The organism is Rhodopirellula sp. J20-39 (assembly GCF_057365095.1).
Map to the genome: position 1 here is coordinate 2,099,821 of NZ_CP195123.1, position 23,905 is coordinate 2,123,725.

A 23,905-nucleotide genomic window follows, 5' to 3' on the forward strand; every position below is an offset into this window, starting at 1 on the left:
GCTGGCCTTGGGAAGATCCGGTGCAGCACACACCGGAATCCCCTACTCGGTTTTTTCGATACCGATGTCGCGAATCCGGATCCCGAATTTATCGCCGATCTTGACCGTTTCGCCGTTGGCAATCACGTGACCGCCGACGCTGAGTTCCAGCGGATGGTCGCAGTGGGTGTCGAACGTCAGCATCGAGCCTGGCACGAGCCTTAGAATGTTGCGGAGTGTCTCTTTTTTTTCCGCCAAGACGACCGTCACGGGTGCCTTGATCGACAGCAACTTGTCACGATAGGGCATCGGTGATTGACCCGCCGGGGTCACCTTGGATGCGTTTTCGGTTGTGGCAGTTGCTGTATCGGTCATGATTTCCGGCGAGTCCTTTGCACCAGTTATCGTCGTACCGGTCACAACGACTTGAGCGATTCGACGCCTGGAACCTTGTTACTCTTGCCACTGGCAAAACCGCATGAATTCGAACACCCCACAAAACGATTCCGATTCCACACCGTCCAACGGGGAAGTGGTGTTTTTGTCCGGGGATCTTATCTTCGCATCACGCGTGCGTGCGGCGGCGGAGAACGCGGGCCGTGAATTCCGTTTGTCTGGTAATGTTCCCGAAGACGCGGGCGACGCGTCCTTTGTAGTGGTGGATCTATCGACGCGGTCCAAGGTGGTCGATGGCCTGATGGACTTGTGCGGAAAGCACTGTCCCAACGCCCGCGTGATTGCTTACGGACCGCACGTACAGATCGCAAGGTTGAAGGCGGCTCGTGAGGCAGGAATCGAAACCGTCCTCACTCGCGGACAGTTTGATTCGGCGCTATCGAGTCTGTTTTAGAACCACGGAATTACCCGGCTGGTTGTTGCCAGGTCTGATACCGAGCGGCCCGCTATCAGTCGGTATGGCCGAGTGGGCCCAGCGGTCCCGACTCGAGGCCTTCGGAGGTAGCGTGGGCTTCTTGGGTACCTTCGATTGCTGAAGGCATGCGGAAGCCAATCGGCACGACGGTTAAGACAATCGGACGCTCGTCGCGAACTTGCGCGAAAGTGGTGTCAGCGGATTCAGTCCCCGGCGAGCCCGCGTTATGCGATTTACGCGATGGTTTCTTCGCAGGCTGCGATCGTTCTTTGGAACGAGATTCCGGTTCTTTGTGGTGCCTGGATTTCTCTTTCGCTTTGCCTTTGGATTTTGCCCTGTCGTTGTCCTTCATCGATTCAGGTTGCGACTTTGGGGCGGGCAGCGATTGCGATTGTTCCCGTGATGGTCGGCTGGCCTTTTTATCGGTAGGACGCTGCTTTTTTGCTCCCTCGTCGGCCGGTTCTTGATCGCGAGGTGATCTTTCAACAGCGGGTTTTGCGTCGGTCGCCTTGCCTTTGGGCTTTGTCTCTTGTGTTGATTTCTTATCAGCCGGTTTGCTGTCAGCAAGATTTTCTTTGGCGGCTTGTTCGTGTGAAGGTTTGGCTTCTTGAGCCGATGACGGTTTGGATTCTGGCTGGGCCATCGGTTCGGGCAAGTCGGCGGGGTGCTTGGCCGCAGCAGACGCGTTTTCCGTTGGGTGCTTAGAAGATGCTTCGCGGCGCACACGCTTCAGTTCCGCTTCGTATCGCTGGTTGCGGGTGGTGAGTTCGGTGATCTGCCGTTGAGAATGAGCGGTCGAATGTTCGTGCTGCTGTTTCAGCATCTTGATTTGTTGCTGCAGCTCGGCGATCCGTGCGTTCTGTTCCTGTTGGATCTTATTACTGTGTTCGAAGTAGTTCGCCAGTTTTCGTTCGTATTCCAACGTCGCTGCTAGGTCCGCGTTCTCGCGTTCCAGTTCCAGCATACGAAGCCAAACTTGATTGCCTAACGCAAACACGGGTGTCTGTTCGGCGTCAGCTTGTTCCGTTTTCCAGCCACCATCGGACAGCGACATCGGTTCTTCGCTGGCCACGGAAAGAGGCGGTGGCGATGTGGGGTTTTCTTTCGCCTTCGGTGCAGGCAGTGGTTCCGGTTTGGGAGTGATCACTCGCTCGGAGATAATCGTTTCCCCTGGATAGCGCGGCCCCATCGGTGTGAAGGTTTGAGCGTTCGCATTGTTCGCGATGGCCCAGCCCGCTAGCACGGCCAAGGCAACGCCTGCATTGAGCATGCTTGAGTTCCATCGGCTCGCTTTCAGTGCTCGCGGTTTTACAAGGTCCGCACAAAACAATCGTGTGTGTTTGCCAATGGGTTGAAGCGGGGACCGCTTTTGACTGGTCATGATGTTTAGAAATATCGAGAAAAGCGGTTCGCGAAACAGATCAGCGGTGATGCGTGAAGTATGACGCCCGTTATTGACGAGGGAATACCAGCTACGACGAAGGAATATCTGCGGTGCAGAACGCGTCAGGCAACAATTCCGAAAGGCGTCTCGTTTGGCGATCACCGTCGATGACGTCGATCGTGTAGACGAAAATGTCGAGTCCGAATTCAGCCAGAACTTGCCGGCACGCACCGCAAGGCATCGCCCCCCCAATACTGGCAATGGCGATCGCACGGAAGTCGCGGTAGCCGATCGAAACACCCGAGGTGACCGCGACGCGTTCGGCACATTGAGTCAACGAGTAGCTGGCATTCTCGACGTTGCATCCTTCGACGATTTTGCCGTCATGCATCAGCAAGGCCGCACCCACATAGAAATGACTGTGGGGAGCATACGCATGGTTGCGGGCCGCAATTGCCGCCTGGACTAAGCGAGCGATCTCGTCTTCCGTGGGAGCATCGACTTCTAGAGACACGTTCTTTGCAGACGTTTTCACAGACATTGAATTCACGATGTAACCCCCGACTAGCTAGAAAAGATCGGACGACGAACGAGCTGGAACTGGCCGTCAGGCTAGGTCACCGGCTTCGTTTGTGCCGTCGCGCATCTCTAGACTAACCGATCCGTCGCGGCAAGCAATGCATTGAAGAGTTTCCCGCTTGTGAAAGTCCTCCGTTGGGGGGCGGATGGGCGATCTGGTTTTGCGGGGCAAGTGAGGATTTGCGATCAGTTTGAAACCGCTATCATGGCAGGGCAACCCTTTGCCTCCCCTGCTTCCAACGAACCGAAAACTCACCATGAGACTTCAATCCGATCCGCTTCAGATTCGACCGGTTTCCCAAGCTCGCAGCTCAGAGTCGCGGGATAAGTTTTCTGATCAAGCCGCGTTTTTGAGCGTTGCTGGGGAGCCTGCTCGCACGGCCGCGTCTGGCCTAGAGACGGTTGGATTGCGGCGTTTCAGTGGAGCTCGACGGTGGTTGCGATCCGCTGGACTCGTTGGCCTCGTCAGCTTGGCCGGACAACTGGGCGTGCCGGGTGGCTTGTCAGGCGGCATGCTTGGCGGTGTGTTCACCGACAATTCGGTATCCGCCCAGGAAATCATCACGCTCGCGGAATCCGCGGTCGCGCCAGCGAATCCGACAGACGAAGCGAAGCCGGACGTTCAAGCGAAGCCAAAGTCAGAAGCGAACGGTACCGCCAAAACGTCCGAGGCAAGCCAAAGTGATGAGTCCGTGATCGGCGACGCGCGAGCACTATCGCGAGCGTTTCGGCAGGCTGCCCGAGCGGCGACCCCATCGGTCGTGACGGTCTTTTCGTACGGCCAAAATGCGGACAAGCCCGCCGATAGTGAGGACGCTGAAGAGATCCCGCCTGGCGACGAAACATTGGGTCCGACCCCGCCGCCTCAAAGTGAAGAGGAAGGTTTGCCGTTAACCGGTTTGGGATCCGGCGTGATCGTTGATCTGCAAATCGAAACGGCTGCAGATTCTTCGGGACAAGCCAATGATTCCGGACAAGCCAATGATGCCGTGACCGGTTACTGGGTGATGACCAACAATCATGTGATCAAGGACGCACGCCGAGTTGTTGTGCAACTGCCCGACGAGACTGAGTTGGTGGCGACGGCGGTGCACGGTGATCCGGATAGTGACATTGCCGTCTTGCGTTTGGAAACTCAACTGCCGCTTGATGTGGCGACGTTGGGGGATTCAGAGCGTTTGGAGATTGGCGATTGGGTGCTGGCCATCGGCAGCCCGTTCAAGCTGGAAGCAACCGTCAGTGCTGGCATCATCAGTGCCAAAAACCGAGCGTTGGACCGAGTTCGCCGCGGCCGATTGTTGCAAACCGATGCGGCGATCAATCCGGGGAATTCCGGCGGCCCGTTGATTGACTTGGAAGGCGAAGTGATTGCGATCAGCACGGCGATTGCGACACGCAACGGTGGCTACCAAGGGATTGGATTCGCGATCCCAGTAAACCAAGCTCGCTGGATTGCCCGCGAACTTGCCCAATTCGAACGCGTGCGACGGGCCGCGATGGGAATTCGCTTGGCGGAACTGAATCCCAAAATTGCCAAGAAGTTAAGCTTGCCGACTTACCTGGGCGTGCTGGTCTATCAGGTGATCGATGATTCGGCGGCACAGCGGGCTGGATTGCAAAACATGGACGTGATCCTCGAGTTCGCTGGCCAGCGGGTTCGTAAGCCGGGTGCTTTGCAAGAAGCGGTCGAACGTCAACCGGTTGGATCGACTCAGCAGATCAAGATCTACCGAGCCGGTGAAGAGATGATCAAAGAGATCGTGCTGGCGCCTTTGGAAGACCCTACTGCTCAGGAAGAGGGGGCCGAGTCCGATGAGGATGACGCCGAGAATTCAGAGCAGGAATAGTTCGGCAACCAAACGGAACGCCGATTGAAAAGGTGAAGTCTCACTTCTTCGATCGGCGAACCTGTTGGTGCACAGGCCGGTCAACGCAGCCTATTGTCTGGTTGCTCGCTTGCGATCCGCTTGGCTTCCTAAGGTGATGAAGAGGCTTCGCTGTACGCCACCACGTCGAATGACAAGGCGAATCTTCTTGCCTGGAGAATACTTCAGGACTTGCTCGCTTAGCTCGGATCCGTTGTTCACCTGCTTACCTTCGACCGACACGATTTGGTCACCCAGTTTCAAGTCCGAAACTGCGGCGGGCGAAAACGGCGTCAGCTTGAAAATCGATAGACTGTCCGATCGAACGGACGCCCCGACCCAAGGCGGTCCCGCAGGCACGGCAGCCGGTTTGGCATCAATCTGGACCGGTGCCGGCAGCGTGTTTTCGCTCGCTTGACTGGATGATTCGGCCGCCATCTTCTTAGCGTCATTTGTCGCTGCGTTCGCATTGGCGTTGGTGTCGGCCGCTTCCGTTGTGTTCGTTTTTGCATCAACCGCTTCGGACGTTTCCGCTTTTGCGTCTTCCGTCATATCGTCGGCTTGAGCCTTTGTGGTCTTGGCAACATCGGCTGCCTTTTCAGTTGTTTGGTTGGCGGCGTCTTTTGCAGCCTCGGCAGCTTCGGATGCTTTTTGCTTGGCGTCCGCCATCAAGGTGTTGGCCTTTTCAGCAACTTCAGTTGTCTTGGTTTCGGCTGCCTCGGTAAGCTCAGCGGCTTGCTTCGCAGTAGCTTCTTTCGTGACGGCTTCTTTCGCTGCTGCAGCTTTGGCGACGACGGATCCGGCTACTTCTTCGGCAGCCTTCGTGGCTTGGCCAGCTTCCGCTTTCGCGTCGGCCATCACGTCGCTGGCTTGCTCACCGGCTGCCGTGGCCGCTTCTTTTGCAGCTTCGGTCGCTTTCGCAGCTTGGCTTTTGACGTCCGCCATCAACGCGTTTGTTTTCTCAGCCGCCTCGGCGGTTTTCGCTTCGGCTGCCTTGGCCAGTTCGGCAGCCTTCTTCGAGGCCGCTGCTTTTGCTTCGGCAGCTTTATCACCAACTGACTTAGCTGCTTCCTGGGCCGCCGTTGCAGCTTCGGACGCCGTCTTCTTGGCGTCGGCCATCAACGCGTTAGCCTGCTCAGCGGCTTCGGTTGTCTTGGCTTCTGCTGCCTGGGTCAGCTCAGCAGCTTTCTTCGCGACTGCAGCTTTTGCCTCAGCGACTTTCTCGCCGACGGACTTCGTAACCTCTTTGGCGGATTCGGCGGCCTTGGCTGCTTGCGACTTTGCATCCGCCATCAAGCTGCCTGCTTTCTCACCCGCTACCTTGGTCGCTTCCTCAGCAGCCACGGTTGCTTTGGCGGCTTGATTCTTCGCTTCGTCCATCAAGGCTTTGACTTGCTGTGCGGCGTCAGTCGTTTTAGCTTCTGCTGCGCCGGCAAGTTCAGCGGCTTTCTCGGTAGCCGCTTCTTTCGCTTCGGTTGCTTTTTCGCTGACGGATTCTGCGACCGCTTTGACCGATTCGGTGGCTTGGGCGGCTTCTGCTTTGGCCCCGTCTATCAATTGGTTTGCTTTAGACTTGGCCGCTTTGGCAACTTCGTCTGCTTTCTCGGTTGCTGCTTTGGCTGTTGCCTTTGTCGTCGCCTCGGCTTTCTCGGCTGCTTTCGCTGTGTATTTCTCAGCCGCTTCCGCTGCCTTCTTGCTCGCGTCTTCCGCTACGGCCTTCCCTTTTTGGGTCGCTTCGGCTGCTTTGGTTTCTGCGGCCTTCGCGGCGTCGCCTGCTTTTTGCTTAGCCGACTTGCCGGCGTCTTTAGCCTTATTCGCGGTCTCTGCAGCTTTCGCTTTCGCGTCCGTCGTTACCGACTTGGCTTGTTCGCTGGCCTTCGCAGTTTCTTTCTTGGCGGTTTCCGCTTTCGATTTCGCATCGGCGGCCAAATCGGAAACTACGGATTTTGAGTCGGTGACGGATAACGTCGCGTTCTTTAGCAGTTCGGTCGCGTTTTGGAGCTCGGCGTTCTGGTCAAACTCAGCACAGCCGGCAGTGAACGTTCCCATTGATAGAACGATCGCGGCGAGAGAAGAGCGAGTGGGGTGCAGCTTCATGATTCAGTGGGGTGTCAGCGGAGAAGAGTGATTAGCGGCTGGCTGAAAAGAGGGGCACGATCGCAGAGGGACCGGTGCCAGCCAGCTCGTTCAGTGTAACTGAACACTTCCAAGAGATGCCAATTCCACGGCGAATTGTTGACCTTCGATAGCGGTGAAGGTGAATTCGGCGGACAAGCGTCGTACGCCGCCCCGACGCCCGAAAACCTACTTTCAGCGGAGACTTACAGCAAAGTCGCAGTCTGGCAATGGTCGCTCAACTGACTTGTCTTTGACGCACATGACCACGATCCGCTTTTTTGCGGAACGCCTTTGCTTGGCCAGACACTTTTTCGTCGGACGCCAACGCCATCCGCAAATCCGCCGGATGCTGAGATACCAGCCGCAAAGATGCCACGGCCGTTTATGGTGCCAAACACCGAAGTTGGTTGCCAACGCGGATCACCAAACGGCCGTCCGCGTACGCAGGCGTGGCTCCCACTCGGCCGCCCAGATCCATTCGCTGAACCTTGCTGCGAGTTGGCGAAGCCGTCGTGACATATGCCGTCCCGTCCAGCGAGATCATCAGCAGGCGTTCGCCGACGATGATCGGGGAGGCACCAAAGTTTCCTCCCAAACGCTGGTTCCAGCACAACCGACCGTCTTCGTTCAAGTCATAACAACTAGCGACACCGGAATCCGATACCGCAAAGAGATACTGTCCTTTCACTGCGGACGTGGGCACGTAGGGTGCCGCCCGTTTGACCTGGAACACCTCTTCAGGGGCTTCGCCGGGTGTCGACGGGATGCGAACGGCCGAAAGAATGTTTCCACCACCGCCACTGCCGCAGCTTCCGATCGCCAAATCACCACCGGCGAGTCCCGTTACGACCAAAGGGGATGAGCACGAGCGTTTATCGAAGACGTTGATCGACCAACGCATCTTACCCGTGTCGGCATCCAGCGAGAAAAGACCGTTGGCGGTGTTAGCCAAAACCAGTTCCAGCGATTGATCGGCTGGATCGCTTCCTGGCTTTACGTAGGAATGAATCGCTGGCACACCGTAGCTGGGGCGGGTTGTTTCCAGCGGTGTCGTCCAAATGTCTTCACCCGTTTTCTTGTCCATCGCCAGTACGAGGGTTTGACCGGGAACTTGCGATGGATCTAGCTTCAACGCTTGTTGTGCGTTGAACAAAACGAGTTTGTCTTGCACGACCATGGGGCTTGTCCCATACCCATGAACTCCGGACCACGGTCCAAGGTCGCGCGACCACAATGGTGTCGAGTCCGTGCGGTAAGCCTGGACATAAACGCCGTCTGCATCGCAGTAAACAAAGAACACTTGGTCGCCCGATACGACCGGAGTCGTCGAGGCGGCCGAGTTACGCGAATGGCGTCCTCGGTCAACCAGCGGATGCTTGCGTCGCCATTGTTCTCGGCCCGTTTGCAAATCCAAAGCAACCAGATCGATCGATTTACTTGTCTGGTTTGATTTGCTGTTCTGGTTCGATTTGCCCGATCCGCCGTTTGCCGCCGCTGATGCGGTTTCAATCAGATAGACCGTGCCATCAACGATCACGGGAGAGCCCACATCGGTACCGCTCAGCGAGATTGTCCAAGCGTAGTCGTCATCGTTCCAGCTTTCGGGCAACGTTCCCTCGATGATGCCCATGCCGGATGGCCCGTGGAATTGCGGCCAATCCGTTGTAGGCGTTTCGGCCAGCGTGGTTCGCCATGTTGCACCGATGACCAGGGGCAAAAGTACAAAGCGGGTAACAGGTCGTAGTCGGCGTGCAGTGAATTGCGGAAGCATATCGATGTCGTCCCAGAACAGGGCGTGGTGGGGAATCGGGAAGTGTCGCCGGAAGCAACGGGGATACCAGCGGTCGGGGATAGATGTGCAGGCGGTTCGGATTGTGACGACCTCCGTCGCCCCGGTGATTGCGATTGTAAGCCAAAAGCGTCTGCTGTTGAGGCTTTGTCGATGATGCCGAACTAACTTTTGGCATGAATACTTTGTTTGCCTACCGCGCGTTCGTTTCTGCTCCCCAAGACCTCCTGCTTCAGAATACTGATTTGTGGGATGGTTTGTCCGGTGGGGTGCCGTTTCGGCAAACCACTTGGCTACGTGCTTGGTGGAATCAATACGGAAACGACCTGAAGACGTGTTTCGTCACCGTCGTTGATCAGGAAGATCGGATTTGCGGCATTTTGCCGTTGTGCCGTTTGGGCCGCCGAGGTTGGACGTTGATTGCATCGGGCGATGCCTGTTCGGATCACGTTTCAATTTTGACACGGGACGAAGACCAAGACGCGGTCGCCGAAACGATCGCCAAGTTTTTGGTCGATCACGCAATGGATCCTGAATTGGGTTGGAATCGATTGGCCTTCGACGGTGTCGTTGCCGGTGATCCTGGGATGCAGAAGTTACTGCAGCATTTGACTGATTTACAGTCGGTCTGCCGCATTCAAACTCGTATGAATGTGTGGTTCCGAGCGTGTGAGAAGGATTGGACGACGCACCTCGAAAGTTCGTCCCGCAGGACACGCCGCCGACTTCGTTTGATCATTGAACAACTGGAAGATCCTGATAACAAGTTCGCGGTCCGTTTTTCTGATGATGAAGAATCGGTCAAGAGTACAATCGATGTCCTGATTCAGTTGCATCAAACGCATTGGCAAGCCAGCGGACAACGCGGTTCGTATGCGGCCACCGAAATGGTAAACATGATCCATGAAGCGGCCGTGGACGCACTTCATCGCGGTCGTCTGTTCTTGCCGAGACTGGTACAGATTGATCCGGATACCCAAGCGGAAACGATCTTGGCGACGCAGATCTATTTTATCGGCGACGACCAACGGTTGTACTGCTTCAGCACCGGCGTGGACTACGACTACAGTGACTTGTCACCCGGGTCGATGTTGAATAGCTATTTGATGTATCACGCGCATGAACACGGCTACGCTGGGATCGATTACATGCGTGGTGATGAATCTTACAAAGCTCGACTGAAAGCGGAGCCTATTCCGTTGTTGCTAATCGATCTGTTCCCGCCAACCTTGCCGGGGAAAATCGCCAGCAAACTCTATGACGGAATTTTGTCGCTCAAGCAATTCGTTCGGCAGCGGCGTGATGGAAACGTTGTCGCTACGCCGACACGTGAGGAAGCATTTGCCGATCAGTATCGTCAACACTTGCCACGTCCCGGAATCTTGACCGAAGAAGCTGATCTGGAAAGTGACATTGGCATCATCGACTTGTGTTCAATCAGCCCCGCGTTGATGAACGTTGCAAGCGCATCGCCAGTCGAGTTGGAATGCCAGAATGATTCCAGGTTGCAGAATGACTCTGAGTTGCAAGACGATTCCGAGTCGATGGATGACTCTGGGCCGGTATTGCTACCGATCACGATGCCACTAGGTGGCTCTTCATTCGACAACATCGGCACGTAGGACAACATCGGCACCTAGATTGGTTGGTGGAATCGGCGCTAGCCGTCCGGTCGCCCTATTGAAATCGATCCTTTCGAGACGCGAACTCTTCAACACGCACCGGCTTTTCCCTACTTCGTCTACAGCGATGAATGTACGGCGATAAATATCCCGCGAGAACTTCAACTTGCGTATCCAGTTAGCACTCTGCCGATGTCTGCAGTTTGCCACAATCTCGACTTGTCGCGAAGCAGTTAATGCCGCTGAAGCGGGGGCAAGTTTGAAATGAACCTTCAAGCGTTGTCTCGCGTAGCCCTCCTCGCCGGGAACCTGCAATGCGCGAAGGGAACTTGAAATGCGCGGACATGCGATGACGCATGGATTCAGGGAACGGCGTTCTTTTTCTCTCCCCCATCAGAACCAAATCGATGACAAGGCAGCCAGGAATCGAATCCAACCCGGCGACTAGCGGCTCGTTTGCAGAGTCAGAAATGATTTCAAAGCCGGAAATGATTCAGCGACGAAGCTGGTTGGCGGGTGCGGCCTCTCTGGTCGCTTTGGCGGGATGCAAGCCAAGTACGCCCGACGCAAAGACCGCCGGGAATTCCGCTGCCGTCAATCGCGACGTGCCGCTACGAGTCGTTTGGGTCGGCGATGAGGTGGAAGCCGATATTTTGCGGCGGACATGGGAATCGATCAGCGAACAACCGCTGGATCTGCGTTTGACCCCGCCACCTCAATTCGCTTCGGTCGCGGATGCATCAGCGGTGGTCGATATGGCGGCCAAAGCGGACGTGGTGGTTTATCCGCTGATGTGGCTGGCCGAAATGATCGGCGAGAAACGTTTGATGCCGCTGCTCGCAAAGTCAGGTCAAAACGGTTCAGCCGATGCGGCATTGGTCTCGCCCGATTCTCGCTCGACGACCCCGGCGGGTTTGAAGGTGGCGACCTCGTTCGCTGGTCAACAGCGAGCGGTTCCGTTGGGTGGGCACTTGCCTGCATTGCTATTGAGCGAATCGGTAGGCGAGCAGGATGCAGACCCAAGCTTGGCAACCTGGTCGGCGTACGAAGCGTTTGCTAAACAGCATGCTGGTAAGTGTGCCGAGCCGACGGCACAAGGTTGGGCGGGAGCGATGTATTTGTGGCGGCTAAGTACCAGCTTGGATGCAACTTGGTTGTTCGACCGCGAGACCATGCGGCCGCTATTGGATGAACCCAGCTACATCGCGGTGCTGGAGGAAATGGCCACCACGGTCAAGCACAATGCGTCGTTGGCCAAAGGCGACGGCTTGTCGCCCGGCGAAGTCTATCAAGCGATCGTGCAAGGTGAGTTTGTGGGCGGAATTGGGTTCCCGCAATTGGAAGCTCAACAAGTCGAAGCCGGCGAGTCTGTTTCTGCCGTTACGTTTGCCTCGCTACCCGGTGGAACGGTTGATTCTGCAAAGCAAGTGGATCTGTCCTTGGGCAGCCTGGATTTGCGGCGGACGATGATGAACCCATTCATGTTGGTCGGGTCGCTGGCCGCCTCGTGCCGACAAACGGCAGCCGCGGATCGATTCCTGCGATGGCTTGCCGGCGGGCAGGGAAGCGAGCCGATTTATCGTAACATTGGTTCGGTAATCGACACCCGAGGAAGTGCCGGTGATGGTGACTTAAGTTCTTCGGATGACTACCAGGCTTGGCTTCGCAAGGAGCTAGCGGATCCCAACGTTGTGCCAGCGTTGCAGTTGCAAGGCGCCGCGGAGTACTACGGCGTCTTGGATGCTGGGGTGCGAGAATGTGTGCATGGTGGGAAGTCTGCGAAGCAAGTCGGAGCGGAAATATCCGAAGCCTGGCGGAAACTGAACGGGAAGCATGACCTGCCAACTCAAATGAGAAACTGGCGTCGAGCCCAAGGCAGCGTCTAACGCCTGATTCGGCACTCGCTAGTCGTCGCGGAGTCCACTGGTTCAATAAAACGCAGGACGCTTTGTTATTCGGCGTTGCGGATGCCGCTGATCCAGACGCACTGAGAGTCGTTGTTCATCCTCGCGTTTCGGTAGCAAGGCGTTTGGTTGGGTGGGGGGCATTCAGTCTTGTCAGTCTAGGCAGATGATGCGTTATCACTTCGCCTCGTTCGTGAGCGGATAACCAATCCGCGAACCGGAGTAATGTGTGCTAGCGATTGCCCACAAGTTCTCACGCCGGAGGCGTTGCAGCAAGCAGCCAGCGGTCGAGCAAAGCGAACACCGCCGAAGACGCCCTTCGGGTGCGAAAAACCCGTAGTGGATGAGGCGACGAATCCCAGCACGCGGATCCCACCGGTAGTGGATGAGGCGACGAATCCCTCCGCACCTCTTAAGCCACCTCCTCTCCAATACGTAACCGACTGAGACCCCTCAGTCGGCTCCCACCCCTCCATGTAAGCGACTGAGGCCCCTCAGTCGCTACCCAACAACCCTGACCGAGGGCCTCGGTCAGCAACAAACCTCACCCCAAAACCCACCACGCGGCCACACTCAATCGCCCGCTGCTATCCACCCCACCACGTAACCGACTGAGGCCCTTCAGTCGGCACCCGCCACACCACGTAGGCGACTGAGGCCTCTCAGTCGCTATCCAACAACCCTGACCGAGGGCCTCAGTCAGCAACACAAACCTCACCCCAAAACCCACCACCATCAACTGCGCAGCCACACTCAACCGTCCGCTGCTATCCACCCTCCCACGTAACCGACTGAGGCCCCTCAGTCGGCCCCCACCACCCATGTAAGCGACTGAGGCCTCTCAGTCGCTTCCCACCGCCCCTGACCGAGGGCCTCGGTCAGCTACACCAATCCACAAGAACATCACCCCCACACCCGCACGTAAACGCCCAAAATCCTCCCCGCACTAGTGCTTCGGCTACATTTCATTTTGGGGTTGATCGTAGTGGATGAGGCGACGAATCCCATCCACTCACCAACCAGACGGGCTCGTCGCCTCGCCCACTACACCCCAAAGTTCAATATGGATGAAGCACTAGCGAATCGAAAACCCGCTCAGCCCGCCTGCCACTCCAAAAGCAACACGCCCGCAAAGCTCACTAGAAAAAAGTTGCACCGCAACAGCGGATCGGAGATAATCCACCGCGTTGAAAGCTCAGGGGCACTGATTGGCAACACCGCGTTGCCGGAAGAAAGTCACCCAAGCAGACGAAGTCCGCGCTCCCACAGGGCACTCCCACAGGGCACTCCCACTGGGCACGGTTACCATCAACGGGAAACAAAGGACACGCAGCAGCGTCTCCTAGCATCCACCCGTTACCCGGTTGCAGTTACCAGGAAATGCACCGAAAGAACGTGTTCGCGGTTAGTGCAAGTTTGCTTTTCCTCAAGCAAGCACCACTCGCCAAACGCACCCAAAATCATCGACCTGAGTCAGTTTCAAGGTTCAACGTATCCATCGGGCTTTGGATGCTGCGTCCAAGTTGGTGAGTCACATGCACGTACCTCATGGTCGTCTCGACATCCTTGTGCCCCATCAGCTTTTGAACCGTCGGGATCTCCGTTCCCGCCTCGACCAGATGCGTTGCAAAACTATGCCTTAAGCTATGCGGCACACCATTCTTGTGAATGCCGGCCAGTCGCTGGGCGGTCTTCAGTGCGTTGGCGAACTGCTGCTCAGCGATATGATGACGCCACGTCTGGCCACTTCGCTTATCAAAACATCTTTGTCGCGATGGGAAGACCCACTTCCACGCGAGTTCCTGGCATGCATTTGGGTATTTTCTCGCTAACGCATACGGCAAATACACCTGCGGGTATCCTTCCAAGACATCAATGCGGTGCAACTGAGCGGCGATCTCAATCTGGCTTTTCAATCCTTCGACCGCGCGTTCGGGCAAGAAAGTGATCCGGTCCTTTTCGCCCTTGCCATCACGTACCACGATATGTCCGTCATCGAAGCAGACGTCTTTGACTCGCAGCCGCCGACACTCTTTGTGTCGCAAGCCTGCACCGTACATCAACAAGAACATCAAGCGGTGGACCCCCACCAAATTCTCTAACAGGGCTTCGATTTCCTGTCGACTGAACCACACCGGCAGCGAATCTCTCTGTTTGGCGCGAACCGCGTTGACGAAACCAAGTTGCTTGCCGAGCACGCATTGATAGAAGAAGAACAGCCCCGATTGGGCTTGGTTTTGGGTGCTCGCCGAAACGCTCCCTTCAACCGCCAGAGAAGTCAGGAACGCGCCGATGTCATTCTCGTTGAATTGCTCCAGTTCGGAAGACCCAACGTGGCCAGCAAATCGTTTGACCCACCGCACGTAAGCCTTCTCTGTCGCCATGGAATAGTGCAGCACTCGCATCTCACCACGCATCGTTTGGATGAATGCCGGCTCGCCGCGATCGATGTTGCCGCGTAGTTGGATGAGCTCCTCCGCCGTTGGAGGAGCCTCCAGTGCAATGTTCCGTTCTTGGCGTCCGAGTTTGGCCAGAGTCGCAACAATGTCTGACAGATCCGGCACCGACCGCTCGAGCACAAAGTCGCGGTAAAACTGAACCGCCCGCACTGCCTGGTACCGCTGCCAGGCTGGAGCTCCGTTTGCAAGCAGATCTCGCGAATACTTGACCACCGCATGACGGGTAACAGGCAAGTCGTCTGCGAACCCCTTTCGGAAATTCATTGCGTACCGCCGCAACCAACGCGGGAACCACGTTTGGTCGTTTTCATCGAGCCGATCCCCCAGCACCTCACGCTCAAATCTCGCAATCGACATGGCAGCATCCCCCGGTCCGAGTGAAAAATAGCGAACCGAGCGAATGTAGGTGTACATTCGCTTTGAGTCGAGGGATAATGCTCAAATCGCTTGTTCAGTAGCGTGATAAAAGCTAAAACGGGGTTTTACCCCCTGCCGAGCAGGGGATAACTTAGTAGTTCCGCAGTTGATCAGAACCTCACACTCCGTCATCCGTGGTGATCGGTGCGCTTGATCCAGGCTCGTGATCCCCATGCTCGATCCATACTCGGATGGGCGTATTCGACCGTCAACCCGAACGCGGAGCTCCACGCCGTTGACCGTCATCGATTCCATGCTCGGCACAGGCTCGAACCATGCTGCTACAATGCGGACGCCGAAGCAGACGATCCCTTGCGCTGACTGCCGGTTCGGATGCGGAACAATTCGGTGCACCGGAGTAAGGACGTCAGTCTTTTTCCCAGTCCCAACTTCACCGAACGCCCTTACCCGGTGACCTTGGACGTTACCCGACTGACTCGATGCTAAGATTCGCTGCAAATCGTATTGAGACGCAACTCGTTGCTCCCAACATCCAACGAGATATTTTCGTACTCGATGATTCGACTTTGAATCGCGGGTATGTGATCGCTCGCACAAGAACTTTCAACATCACCTGCACACCGGTCAATGAAGAAGATCGCCCAGATTACGGTGACCCCGAAATCGTTCGCATCCAATCCGCTTGGGACTACGAACCCGATAGGAAACTGACAATTCCTGTTGTTTCCCCTCAAGATTTGCAGGACTGGATTCACAACGATTTTCCGGACGCAACATTCTCGCCAGCGACAGTAACTGAACACTTCGGTTCATGGCGATTGCGAGTCTCACACAAACAGACCACAATCGAATACGTGTGGGGTCCACTATCGGGTTTCGGCGGTATTGACCTTACGCAATTGACCGATGAACTCACATTCGACTACTGCGACACTTACTTCCATTCGGTTGTTGATGCAGCGCTATACGCAATGGATAAACTAGGTACCCCGACACAAAACGGCGGGTAACCATCGGATGCAACGGAGGACCGGTGGTCAGTTTGTACGAATGGATGCTCATCTCCCGGTCCCCGCTGATCCCGGTCGTTACCCGGCTGAGATTCACGACCGCCTGAAGCGCAAATGAGCGAACTGATGCCTACAAAACGACGTACGTTTCACCGACGTCTACGCTGGACGATTGTTGCGACTCTCCTTGCGACGGTTGCCGCGGTTTCGACGTATGGAACCTGGGGCTACGAGCGACATCTTGCCGTCGAGTCGTTCCCGGTTGCTGGCGCTGAAATCAATCCTGAATTCCAATTTGCAATCGAGTATCGCAAACGCTTCGATTGGCTTCCTGGCGCGCGACTTACACTGGTTGCCGTTGACCGCGATGACATTGCGGAACTTCGCGGCACAGCTGTCGCCGCTTACGACTGGTCTATACCGGATCTACGTGGCACAACCTATTGTTTCGTTCACGACTACAAACCGCTTCTCGGCTGGACAAAGCGGGAACCTATGGCGGAACGTGTCACAGGGGAGTTGAACTAAACCACGGCGGGTAACCATCCGGTGCACCGAAGATCCGGTGGTTAGAATATTGGCCATCACAACATCGTCCGCCGGATCTCGGTGACCGGCACCGTTCGTCGAACTGGAGATTGATTGCGTTTCCGAATTCGCACGTTGATGTTAACGGTTGCTTTCCTGGCAATCATCGTTGCGATCGCCGAGATTGCGACAAGGGACTACCGGAAACGGCGTCGCATCGAGTCTGACCTTTACTCGATGGGTGCATACCACGTTGGCTTCGATGACAACAATGATCCAAGCTGTGTTGGGTTCGTTTCCCCGGTTGGATTGGAGCGAATTGCAGAGTACGAAACATTCGACGATCTGGACTTCGCAGGCGCGAACGTCAGCGACGATACGATTCGGCATGTGTCACGGCTCAAGGGCGTCGGCACGCTTCACTTGACGGATTGCAATGTGACCGACGCTCAACTGAAAGTCCTTGCTAACATCGGATCGGTGTGGATGCTTCGCCTTAATGGATCGGCGGTATCTGATGACGCAATTCCCGCGATCGCGTCCATTCGCGGACTCAAATCGCTTGATGTATCGGGTACACTTATGACTGCCGGTGGCGTCGCGGAAATTCGACAGCGCTGCCCTAAACTCGTGGTCCGTCACGAACGGCAATGACGACGAACCATGAATTGCACCGAAGCACGGGTGGTGCGATTCTTGGCCATCACAACATCGTTCGCCCGTGCTCGGTGAATTCCACCGTTATTCGACTGAGATCCCTCGAATCCCCATCGCATCTCGTTGAGCAAGAAATCGATAGCAGTGCTGCTTGTCATCGCGACGGTTTCCGTCCTGTTGGTGGCTTTAAGAAGACACGCTGGCGATCCAATCACAACACGCTTGGCTCTGGAGGACACCCCGGATGAATTAGCGGAATGGGCCGACGAGACGGCAATGCTACTCACTGATTCGCCTACAGCTAGAGAGTTTGCGAGGTCGAGAATGCGTGGGAGGATACTTGACGGGAGTGAAACCCATGCCGGACTCATTGCTTGTCGCAATATGATTACTGACTTGGTTCCAATCCGAAATGGAATGACACTCGCACAAGCGAGGAAAGCAATTGTGTCCCTCGAATCAGATCTGAAGGAAAACGCGTCGCCAGACAGGGCCCATCCATTCGTTTACACCCAAGAATATCCTTCGGACGTAAGTGTGTACGAGGCCTACCTGCTCCAGTCGTATATCAGTGACCCTGCTTCGGGACTCTCTTTCTGGCTCGATGCACTTAGTGTAGATGGGCAGGTTGTAGACAAAGTTATCGTACGGCCCGGTAGCTTTGAGATGTCCCACGGCTTCTCGTTTGAAATTCCATAACGAGTTTCTATCCTTTTCACAGTGCTTGCCTCCGGATGACGATGCCCGCCTAATCTCGTTGCTGTTTTCCCTGCGGGGCGAATACGATTCTCGCCTGAGTTTTCCCTGCGGGGATGCCGTTTCGCTTGACATCGCTCGCTCTCGATGCGAAGCTAATCCGTCGTTGAAACACCCATCCCATACCCATGCTGATCCAGCGCGGGCGAATAACCATTGCATGCACGTGAGGACGGGTCGCCCGGTCTATCGACTGCTTGCATGTTTTTCGCCCGTCCCACGTGATGCTGGGCGTTATTTGATTGAAATCATCCTGATTGCTGCATTTCTCCATGCCGCCATCTGAGAACATTGGCTAAGACTCGCCCACTTTGCCTCATTTAAATGCGTTAAAAAAACTCTAGTCCTCACTCAGACACAAGGGCGATGACAATTTAAATTCCTTTAAACCGTCATCGCCCTGTATGGCTTCATTTCGACACCGTCGCCCCCATCAGTATTCACTTGGTCGACGCCGTCACATGGTTCATACTCGTGTAGTGACTGACTCCAGACCGTAGTAGTGCGTTCAAATAACAATCGGATGCAACGGAGTTTACTCATCCACCGGCATTCAACCCTTTTTCTCTTCGTTTACGCTCTCTACCACTTCAATATTTCCACAATTGGCCCGTAAACCCGCTGATCCTTAGCGTTATCCGACTGAAATTTTGACGTGACTGACCGCAATCCATACACGATACCAATTGACGATTCGCCGGCCCGGAAGCCTCACCGTCCATTGCGTCGACTGGTGCGTGGGCGACGACCGGTGCTTTGTTTGCGTTTGCCGTGTCGGCCGGCCTGTCGTTCTTTGTTGCCGTCGAGGCTGTCGGTCTTGCGCGGTCCGACCCGGGGTACATGGCATTGTTCGTGGCGATATGTTTGGCCCCGGCCGCGAACGCTATGGTCGGTGTTTGCTGTGCTGCGATGTGTTCGCTGACAGCAGGACGAAACGGGCTGTTTGCTTTTCCTGTTGTCTTTGGTCCGCCTTTGGCCTCGGCGGTTTATGTGCTGCATTTTGTATTTGTCGTGCTTGACGTACATGGATCATAGCCACGCCCCTGCGAGTTTGCTCTCCGCTCCTGCTGGCGGATAACGATTGCATGCACCGGAGCAGGTGTGTCTCCGCTCCGGTGGTTGGCTTCGCCATTCTACCACCTCCACTACGCCACCCCTGCCCGGTGATGCTGGGCGTTATCCGACTATGCGCGGTCGATGCCAGTACTTGCGATCCACAATCGCCTGACCTAATCTTCGCTCCACCCTTTGCAACATACTCGATCCACCATGTACCTGATTCGCTCCGACGACACTGGCGCACTCCGCAAACTTGCAAATTCGCTGGATGCTATTGACAACTTCACGCATTGCGATCTCGGTGCACTCAACACGCTCGAACTTACTGAACTTTGTGACGATGCATCTACGTGGATTACCGGCCAACCTGTTGTTTACGACGAATCGAATGGACTTGCAATCTTTGCATTTTCGCCGTCCGGTGTTGCTTGGATGGCGCAAAACCCCGATGCTCTGGCTGGATTTGACGCTGACGTCGATTCGCTAGGTGCTTTCGTCGCTGCTTCTGGGGACGTTTACGCACTTGACACGTTCTGACCAATTCATGCGGTGCGGATAACCATGCCGTGCACCGGAGTACGGCATGACGCGTTTACAAATGGAAAATCAACCCGCCGTACCCGGTGACGGCTAGCGTTATCCGAAGGTAGAATCATGTCCCTGTGGGTCGAACGCGCCGTCAACTTCACTCAGTCGCTCAAACGACTCGGTGCAGAGTCGGTTCGCTCTGCAGTTGCAAGCCCGCCTTTCACTGCGTCGGAGCTTGATGAACTGCGATCGACTCTCACTTCCCCAATTCCGGACTCGCTTGCACACTTCCTTTGCACGGAATCTCGTTCATGTAACTGCGAATACTACCTGACGTTTCAGCACACGCCCAAAGCGTCGGCTATCGCGATGGTCGGTGCCGAAATGGCGGCCATGTTCGCAGAGACGCACGTCTATGGCGGCGCCAGCCTATGCCAGTCAGAGCAACTCGCCGACTGGAATTCGGAGAGCGTTCTCTCGGTCTTTGACGACATTGACCGTGATTGCGCTAATCTGTGGCGTAACACTTTCCTCTTCAAAGCAATTGCAAATGCAGACTTCCTTGGGCTCTACATCGCCGACGACTTAAATGATCCCCCGGTGGTCTACATGGATCACGAAGCGACAATCCACCGCCCGATCGCACCCACATTGGACCATTTTCTTCGTGAATGGGAAAAACTCTGGTATGTGGGACCCGAATACTGGGAACTTGAGCACTTCATCGACCCCAATACCGGATACATTGATGCTCGTGCTGGGAACCTTTCAAAACTTCATTCGCGTTTTGGCGAAAACGACGGATAACCATGGCGTGCAACGGAGCGGCGGTGGTTAGCGTTTCCGTTCGCTTGCACGTCGTTCGCCGCCGCCCGCTGACGCCGACCGTTCCCCGACTGAAGGTTGACCTACGATGGAATACAGCACCGTAGTTCTGACGATGCTCATCGTGGTCGCAGTGGTTGCGATTCTCGGCTGGGCTGGTGACTGGAGCGGCTCGCGTCAACGAGCCGCGAATTCACGGTATTGGCTCTCGCACGAGATTCACTGCCCGGACTGCGGATGCCTGTTCACGCCTACCAATGTGGAAGTCGGCGAGTGTATCATAACGCCAAAGCAGCATTTCAACGTTTCCCTGACATGTCCGTCTTGTGACGAATCTTTCGAGTATGCCCGCGCGGATGGCCCTCCGACATTTCTATACCGGTCGCCGACTACTAGACGCTGCATTAACTGTGATTCGTTCTACGATGGAATCGTTGGTCAGGAGTGCCCAGAATGTGGTTCGACTCATTCGCGACGCGATGTTCACCCCATGCTCGCTCAAGACAACGGGGAACCATCGGTTGCAACGGAGGCCGCGAGTTGAGTTTTTTTGAAGTGGAGAGTCGCTCGCGCGGCCCCGCTGAACCGTACCGTTATCCGACTGAAATTTTGACGTGACTGACCGCAATCCATACACGATACCAATTGACGATTCGCCGGCCCGGAAGCCTCACCGTCCATTGCGTCGACTGGTGCGTGGGCGACGACCGGTGCTTTGTTTGCGTTTGCCGTGTCGGCCGGCCTGTCGTTCTTTGTTGCCGTCGAGGCTGTCGGTCTTGCGCGGTCCGACCCGGGGTACATGGCATTGTTCGTGGCGATATGTTTGGCCCCGGCCGCGAACGCTATGGTCGGTGTTTGCTGTGCTGCGATGTGTTCGCTGACAGCAGGACGAAACGGGCTGTTTGCTTTTCCTGTTGTCTTTGGTCCGCCTTTGGCCTCGGCGGTTTATGTGCTGCATTTTGTATTTGTCGTGCTTGACGTACATGGATCATAGCCACGCCCCTGCGAGTTTGCTCTCCGCTCCTGCTGGCGGATAACGATTGCATGCACCGGAGCAGGTGTGTCTCCGCTCCGGTGGTTGGCTTCGCCATTCTACCACCTCCACTACGCCACCCCTGCCCGGTGATGCTGGGCGTTCGTCGGACTAATGAATCTCGGTGACATCTACATCAAGACATTTGCCGCGATTATTGGAGCCTCGTTCGTTCTTGCGTTGATCGTTGCATCACTGCTGCGCTTCCGCCGTTGTTCGTGGCGAACGGTTATCCTTTCCGCGCTACCGATCTGGCTGCTCTTGGGCTTCCTCGTTCTCGATACAAGCCATCAGCGATTGTTCGCTGCATGGCACAAATCGCAGAACACGGCGCTACCGAAAGATGGATGCCGAACGTACGAACCTGATTTCTCACACCTCTACGCGACGTACTCCATGAGCCGTGACCAATTCGAGTCGTGGGTGAACAGTCACCCGTGGCAATTGCATACTGGCGACAACCGACTGCTTCATCATGACGGCCCTCGCCTTGGCTTCGATGAATCTGAACTCAGCTTCGAGACCGATTCCGCGCCAAACGGAAAACAATTGCGCGTGTATTACAAATCGGGTATCATGTACGTTTCGTACAATGCAATGTAGGTCAGGCCGACTCACGTGGAGAATCGTTCGACGCTTCAACGCCGACGAACAAAGCCGTGAACCGGAGCGGCGAAGTCCGGCGGATTTGAAATGGACAATTTACCGTCGCCGCCCGGTTACGGCCAACGTTATCCGACTGAAGAGCCATGCTTCGACCATTCTTCACGACTCTAATCCCAATTCTGTACGCCTGCGTCGTCGCCGCTGGTGAATCCGATGTGGCTAACGGTCCGTTCGCCGAACTAGCACGCATGACACACGCAGTGCATACATCGTCGCTCCCGAATATCGACCGAATCGAGGTTTGCGTTCTTAATGCAGATGACACACCGGATGCCGATGCAGATTCCTTTCCTGTGCGTCCCGGCGAACTCTTTGTCTCGATTCATTCCTCAACACTGATAACCGACGAGAAATGTAAGCGGATTGCCGACGGTTGGCGCACTCTGTCGTTTCGCCCGAATTCCACGTTTTGCCACATCCCCGCCTACGGACTTCGCTTTTATCGTGGCGACGACCTGTTGTTTTCCGTGTCCGTATGTTGGAAATGCCGAAACTTCTACATGCCCCAAATTGACCCGGTCAATGGACATTCTAGTACGCTGTTGTTCGGCTTTGATGACAACGCCCCTGCCGAGCGACTTCTCAACGACCTACGACGCGTTTTGCCTCATCCCCAAATTCCCTAGACATTATCGAATCGCCACTCCCGAATCACAGGTGCGGATAACCATCCGATGCACCGGAGCGGCGGTGGTCAGCTTTTTCGCAATGGAGAATCGTTCGCCGCCGCCCGGTGATCGGTAACGTTATTTGCACAAACCTTCATGACGACTGAGTCCGACGCGTACGAACACTTCATTCAAAACGTGATGGCATCACTAACTGCAGTGAACGTCCACCACCAACGCGTCTACACGGGCCGAGTTTCGCAACGTGACATCAAGGTTGACGTATCGTTCAACTACTCGATTGCTGGCGCAGACCTACTCTTTTTGGTCGAATGCAAGTGCTATCGCCATCGTGTACCGGTGGACGACGTTGAAGAATTTCACTCCAAGATTGATGACATTGGCGCCCACAAGGGAATCATGGTCACAACGGTTGGATACCAAGAGGGTGCAATCAAGACTGCGCGAGGACGCGGGATTGCACTCGCTTTGCTTACAACCGAACGGCAGCCGGGCGAAATGATGTACGTCGTCAACTCCGTTGGTCCGCCAAGAGTAATGCCCAAGAACCCTGGGTTCTGGCAGGGAAACTTTCGTGGACCACTTGATAACTACGATGGTGGATACCGATTCGAGAGCGTCGGTCAGTTTTTAGGTATGCTGTGTCTAGATGCCTACGAAGAACAACGGAAAGAACAGCTTGCGGCATTTGAACGCGAGCATGGCGGCAAATAACCATGTGATGCAACGGAGGACGGGTGGTGCGTTTTCTCGTCTGCTTGCAAGTCGTTCGCCCGTCCCCGCTGATCACTAACGTTATCCCAATTAGGCGAAACGCGAGCTACTCACCACTTGATTGACGATGCAATACCCCCGGCTGTTCTGGATTAGCGCCAAAGACGATCCTTGGATTCTGGCCGCTACCGTTGCATTGACAGGGGCAATAGTCGCGAATGTAGCAGGTAATTGGGTGAGCTCACCTATGCGTTGGATCTGGTCAATTGGCGGAGTTTGCGGATTCTCGCTGCTTGCGTTTAAGTCAGTCAGCGTCTATTCGCTCTACCGAACTGCCCATTCTGCAGACGCCGACGTGATTGAAATCACCAATTGCGCACGGGGGACTGGGATTGTGCACTATCGTTTTCTTGCAGGCGATCAGCGGGTTGTTGGGCAGCGCGAGTTGTTTCTCGACGGGCGACATCTTACCGTTCTGTATGACCCGAACCGACCTGATCGCCATCTTGCGTTTTGGAGCTCTTCGACTGGTTCGGAGGGATAACTATGGCA

The 23,905-nt window shown here is 55.6% G+C and carries 20 protein-coding genes; 14 read left to right on the forward strand and 6 right to left on the reverse strand.

The window, feature by feature from the left end:
* Positions 1–42 precede the first annotated feature (42 nt).
* Positions 43–354: a FliM/FliN family flagellar motor switch protein gene (locus ACR3ZL_RS07535; protein ID WP_473648495.1), complete on the reverse strand. Its 312-nt coding sequence runs from the start codon at positions 352–354 to the stop codon at positions 43–45.
* Between the two features lie 103 nt (positions 355–457).
* Here ACR3ZL_RS07535 and ACR3ZL_RS07540 point away from each other — a divergent pair, with 103 nt between their 5' ends.
* The gene (locus ACR3ZL_RS07540) at positions 458–829 is read left to right on the forward strand and encodes a histidine kinase (protein ID WP_473648494.1); all 372 of its coding nucleotides are present in this window, start codon (positions 458–460) and stop codon (positions 827–829) included.
* Between the two features lie 55 nt (positions 830–884).
* Here ACR3ZL_RS07540 and ACR3ZL_RS07545 read toward each other — a convergent pair whose 3' ends face one another.
* Both ACR3ZL_RS07545 and ACR3ZL_RS07550 read right to left on the reverse strand, forming a co-directional pair.
* Positions 885–2,231, reverse strand: coding sequence for a hypothetical protein (locus ACR3ZL_RS07545; protein ID WP_473648493.1), 1,347 nt, complete (start codon positions 2,229–2,231; stop codon positions 885–887).
* A 91-nt stretch (positions 2,232–2,322) separates the two neighbouring features.
* On the reverse strand, positions 2,323–2,775 hold the full coding sequence (locus ACR3ZL_RS07550) for a cytidine deaminase (RefSeq protein WP_473648492.1): 453 nt from the start codon (positions 2,773–2,775) through the stop codon (positions 2,323–2,325).
* A 295-nt stretch (positions 2,776–3,070) separates the two neighbouring features.
* On the opposite strand from ACR3ZL_RS07550, the gene ACR3ZL_RS07555 reads away from it, so the two are divergent.
* The gene (locus ACR3ZL_RS07555) at positions 3,071–4,660 is read left to right on the forward strand and encodes a S1C family serine protease (RefSeq protein ID WP_473648491.1); all 1,590 of its coding nucleotides are present in this window, start codon (positions 3,071–3,073) and stop codon (positions 4,658–4,660) included.
* A gap of 90 nt (positions 4,661–4,750) precedes the next feature.
* Here the strand turns inward: ACR3ZL_RS07555 and ACR3ZL_RS07560 are convergent, their stop codons facing one another.
* Complete coding sequence (locus tag ACR3ZL_RS07560) at positions 4,751–6,775, reverse strand: PDZ domain-containing protein (protein WP_473648490.1); 2,025 nt, start codon at positions 6,773–6,775, stop codon at positions 4,751–4,753.
* A gap of 403 nt (positions 6,776–7,178) precedes the next feature.
* Complete coding sequence (locus ACR3ZL_RS07565) at positions 7,179–8,567, reverse strand: outer membrane protein assembly factor BamB family protein (RefSeq protein WP_473648489.1); 1,389 nt, start codon at positions 8,565–8,567, stop codon at positions 7,179–7,181.
* 194 nt (positions 8,568–8,761) lie between these two features.
* Between ACR3ZL_RS07565 and ACR3ZL_RS07570 the strand changes: the two genes are divergently transcribed.
* On the forward strand, positions 8,762–10,207 hold the full coding sequence (locus ACR3ZL_RS07570; protein ID WP_473648488.1) for a GNAT family N-acetyltransferase: 1,446 nt from the start codon (positions 8,762–8,764) through the stop codon (positions 10,205–10,207).
* A gap of 407 nt (positions 10,208–10,614) precedes the next feature.
* Positions 10,615–12,093: an ABC transporter substrate-binding protein gene (locus ACR3ZL_RS07575; RefSeq protein ID WP_473648487.1), complete on the forward strand. Its 1,479-nt coding sequence runs from the start codon at positions 10,615–10,617 to the stop codon at positions 12,091–12,093.
* Between the two features lie 1,478 nt (positions 12,094–13,571).
* Here ACR3ZL_RS07575 and ACR3ZL_RS07580 read toward each other — a convergent pair.
* Positions 13,572–14,984, reverse strand: a complete 1,413-nt coding sequence (locus ACR3ZL_RS07580; RefSeq protein WP_473648486.1) for an integron integrase — start codon at positions 14,982–14,984, stop codon at positions 13,572–13,574.
* 443 nt (positions 14,985–15,427) lie between these two features.
* On the opposite strand from ACR3ZL_RS07580, the gene ACR3ZL_RS07585 reads away from it, so the two are divergent.
* The 10 genes from ACR3ZL_RS07585 (at position 15,428) to ACR3ZL_RS07630 (ending at position 23,897) form a co-directional block, all read left to right on the forward strand.
* A complete protein-coding gene (locus ACR3ZL_RS07585) occupies positions 15,428–15,958 on the forward strand; it encodes a hypothetical protein (protein ID WP_473648485.1) in 531 nt (176 codons plus the stop codon).
* 114 nt (positions 15,959–16,072) lie between these two features.
* Entirely contained in the window at positions 16,073–16,486 is a 414-nt protein-coding gene (locus tag ACR3ZL_RS07590; protein WP_486173339.1) for a hypothetical protein, read from the forward strand.
* Between the two features lie 138 nt (positions 16,487–16,624).
* A complete protein-coding gene (locus tag ACR3ZL_RS07595) occupies positions 16,625–17,140 on the forward strand; it encodes a leucine-rich repeat domain-containing protein (protein WP_473648483.1) in 516 nt (171 codons plus the stop codon).
* A gap of 126 nt (positions 17,141–17,266) precedes the next feature.
* Positions 17,267–17,842 (forward strand): hypothetical protein, encoded by a 576-nt coding sequence (locus tag ACR3ZL_RS07600; RefSeq protein WP_486173340.1) that lies wholly within the window; start codon positions 17,267–17,269, stop codon positions 17,840–17,842.
* A 1,326-nt stretch (positions 17,843–19,168) separates the two neighbouring features.
* Entirely contained in the window at positions 19,169–19,495 is a 327-nt protein-coding gene (locus ACR3ZL_RS07605; RefSeq protein WP_473648482.1) for a hypothetical protein, read from the forward strand.
* A 117-nt stretch (positions 19,496–19,612) separates the two neighbouring features.
* On the forward strand, positions 19,613–20,293 hold the full coding sequence (locus ACR3ZL_RS07610; protein ID WP_486173341.1) for a hypothetical protein: 681 nt from the start codon (positions 19,613–19,615) through the stop codon (positions 20,291–20,293).
* A gap of 1,447 nt (positions 20,294–21,740) precedes the next feature.
* A complete protein-coding gene (locus ACR3ZL_RS07615; RefSeq protein ID WP_473648480.1) occupies positions 21,741–21,947 on the forward strand; it encodes a hypothetical protein in 207 nt (68 codons plus the stop codon).
* 146 nt (positions 21,948–22,093) lie between these two features.
* Positions 22,094–22,636 carry a hypothetical protein gene (locus ACR3ZL_RS07620; RefSeq protein ID WP_473648479.1) on the forward strand — a complete coding sequence of 181 codons (543 nt, stop codon included), beginning with the start codon at positions 22,094–22,096 and terminating at the stop codon, positions 22,634–22,636.
* A 138-nt stretch (positions 22,637–22,774) separates the two neighbouring features.
* The gene (locus ACR3ZL_RS07625) at positions 22,775–23,353 is read left to right on the forward strand and encodes a restriction endonuclease (protein ID WP_473648478.1); all 579 of its coding nucleotides are present in this window, start codon (positions 22,775–22,777) and stop codon (positions 23,351–23,353) included.
* 127 nt (positions 23,354–23,480) lie between these two features.
* Entirely contained in the window at positions 23,481–23,897 is a 417-nt protein-coding gene (locus ACR3ZL_RS07630) for a DUF3592 domain-containing protein (RefSeq protein ID WP_473648477.1), read from the forward strand.
* The last annotated feature ends 8 nt before the right edge of the window (positions 23,898–23,905 follow it).

Coding starts and splice junctions, on each gene's coding strand:
- ACR3ZL_RS07535 (WP_473648495.1), bottom strand. CDS start 354: ATGACCGATACAGCAACTGCCACAACCGAAAACGCATCCAAGGTGACC.
- ACR3ZL_RS07540 (WP_473648494.1), top strand. CDS start 458: ATGAATTCGAACACCCCACAAAACGATTCCGATTCCACACCGTCCAAC.
- ACR3ZL_RS07545 (WP_473648493.1), bottom strand. CDS start 2,231: ATGACCAGTCAAAAGCGGTCCCCGCTTCAACCCATTGGCAAACACACA.
- ACR3ZL_RS07550 (WP_473648492.1), bottom strand. CDS start 2,775: ATGTCTGTGAAAACGTCTGCAAAGAACGTGTCTCTAGAAGTCGATGCT.
- ACR3ZL_RS07555 (WP_473648491.1), top strand. CDS start 3,071: ATGAGACTTCAATCCGATCCGCTTCAGATTCGACCGGTTTCCCAAGCT.
- ACR3ZL_RS07560 (WP_473648490.1), bottom strand. CDS start 6,775: ATGAAGCTGCACCCCACTCGCTCTTCTCTCGCCGCGATCGTTCTATCA.
- ACR3ZL_RS07565 (WP_473648489.1), bottom strand. CDS start 8,567: ATGCTTCCGCAATTCACTGCACGCCGACTACGACCTGTTACCCGCTTT.
- ACR3ZL_RS07570 (WP_473648488.1), top strand. CDS start 8,762: ATGAATACTTTGTTTGCCTACCGCGCGTTCGTTTCTGCTCCCCAAGAC.
- ACR3ZL_RS07575 (WP_473648487.1), top strand. CDS start 10,615: ATGACAAGGCAGCCAGGAATCGAATCCAACCCGGCGACTAGCGGCTCG.
- ACR3ZL_RS07580 (WP_473648486.1), bottom strand. CDS start 14,984: ATGTACACCTACATTCGCTCGGTTCGCTATTTTTCACTCGGACCGGGG.
- ACR3ZL_RS07585 (WP_473648485.1), top strand. CDS start 15,428: ATGCTAAGATTCGCTGCAAATCGTATTGAGACGCAACTCGTTGCTCCC.
- ACR3ZL_RS07590 (WP_486173339.1), top strand. CDS start 16,073: ATGAGCGAACTGATGCCTACAAAACGACGTACGTTTCACCGACGTCTA.
- ACR3ZL_RS07595 (WP_473648483.1), top strand. CDS start 16,625: ATGTTAACGGTTGCTTTCCTGGCAATCATCGTTGCGATCGCCGAGATT.
- ACR3ZL_RS07605 (WP_473648482.1), top strand. CDS start 19,169: ATGTACCTGATTCGCTCCGACGACACTGGCGCACTCCGCAAACTTGCA.
- ACR3ZL_RS07610 (WP_486173341.1), top strand. CDS start 19,613: ATGTCCCTGTGGGTCGAACGCGCCGTCAACTTCACTCAGTCGCTCAAA.
- ACR3ZL_RS07615 (WP_473648480.1), top strand. CDS start 21,741: ATGAGCCGTGACCAATTCGAGTCGTGGGTGAACAGTCACCCGTGGCAA.
- ACR3ZL_RS07620 (WP_473648479.1), top strand. CDS start 22,094: ATGCTTCGACCATTCTTCACGACTCTAATCCCAATTCTGTACGCCTGC.
- ACR3ZL_RS07625 (WP_473648478.1), top strand. CDS start 22,775: ATGACGACTGAGTCCGACGCGTACGAACACTTCATTCAAAACGTGATG.
- ACR3ZL_RS07630 (WP_473648477.1), top strand. CDS start 23,481: ATGCAATACCCCCGGCTGTTCTGGATTAGCGCCAAAGACGATCCTTGG.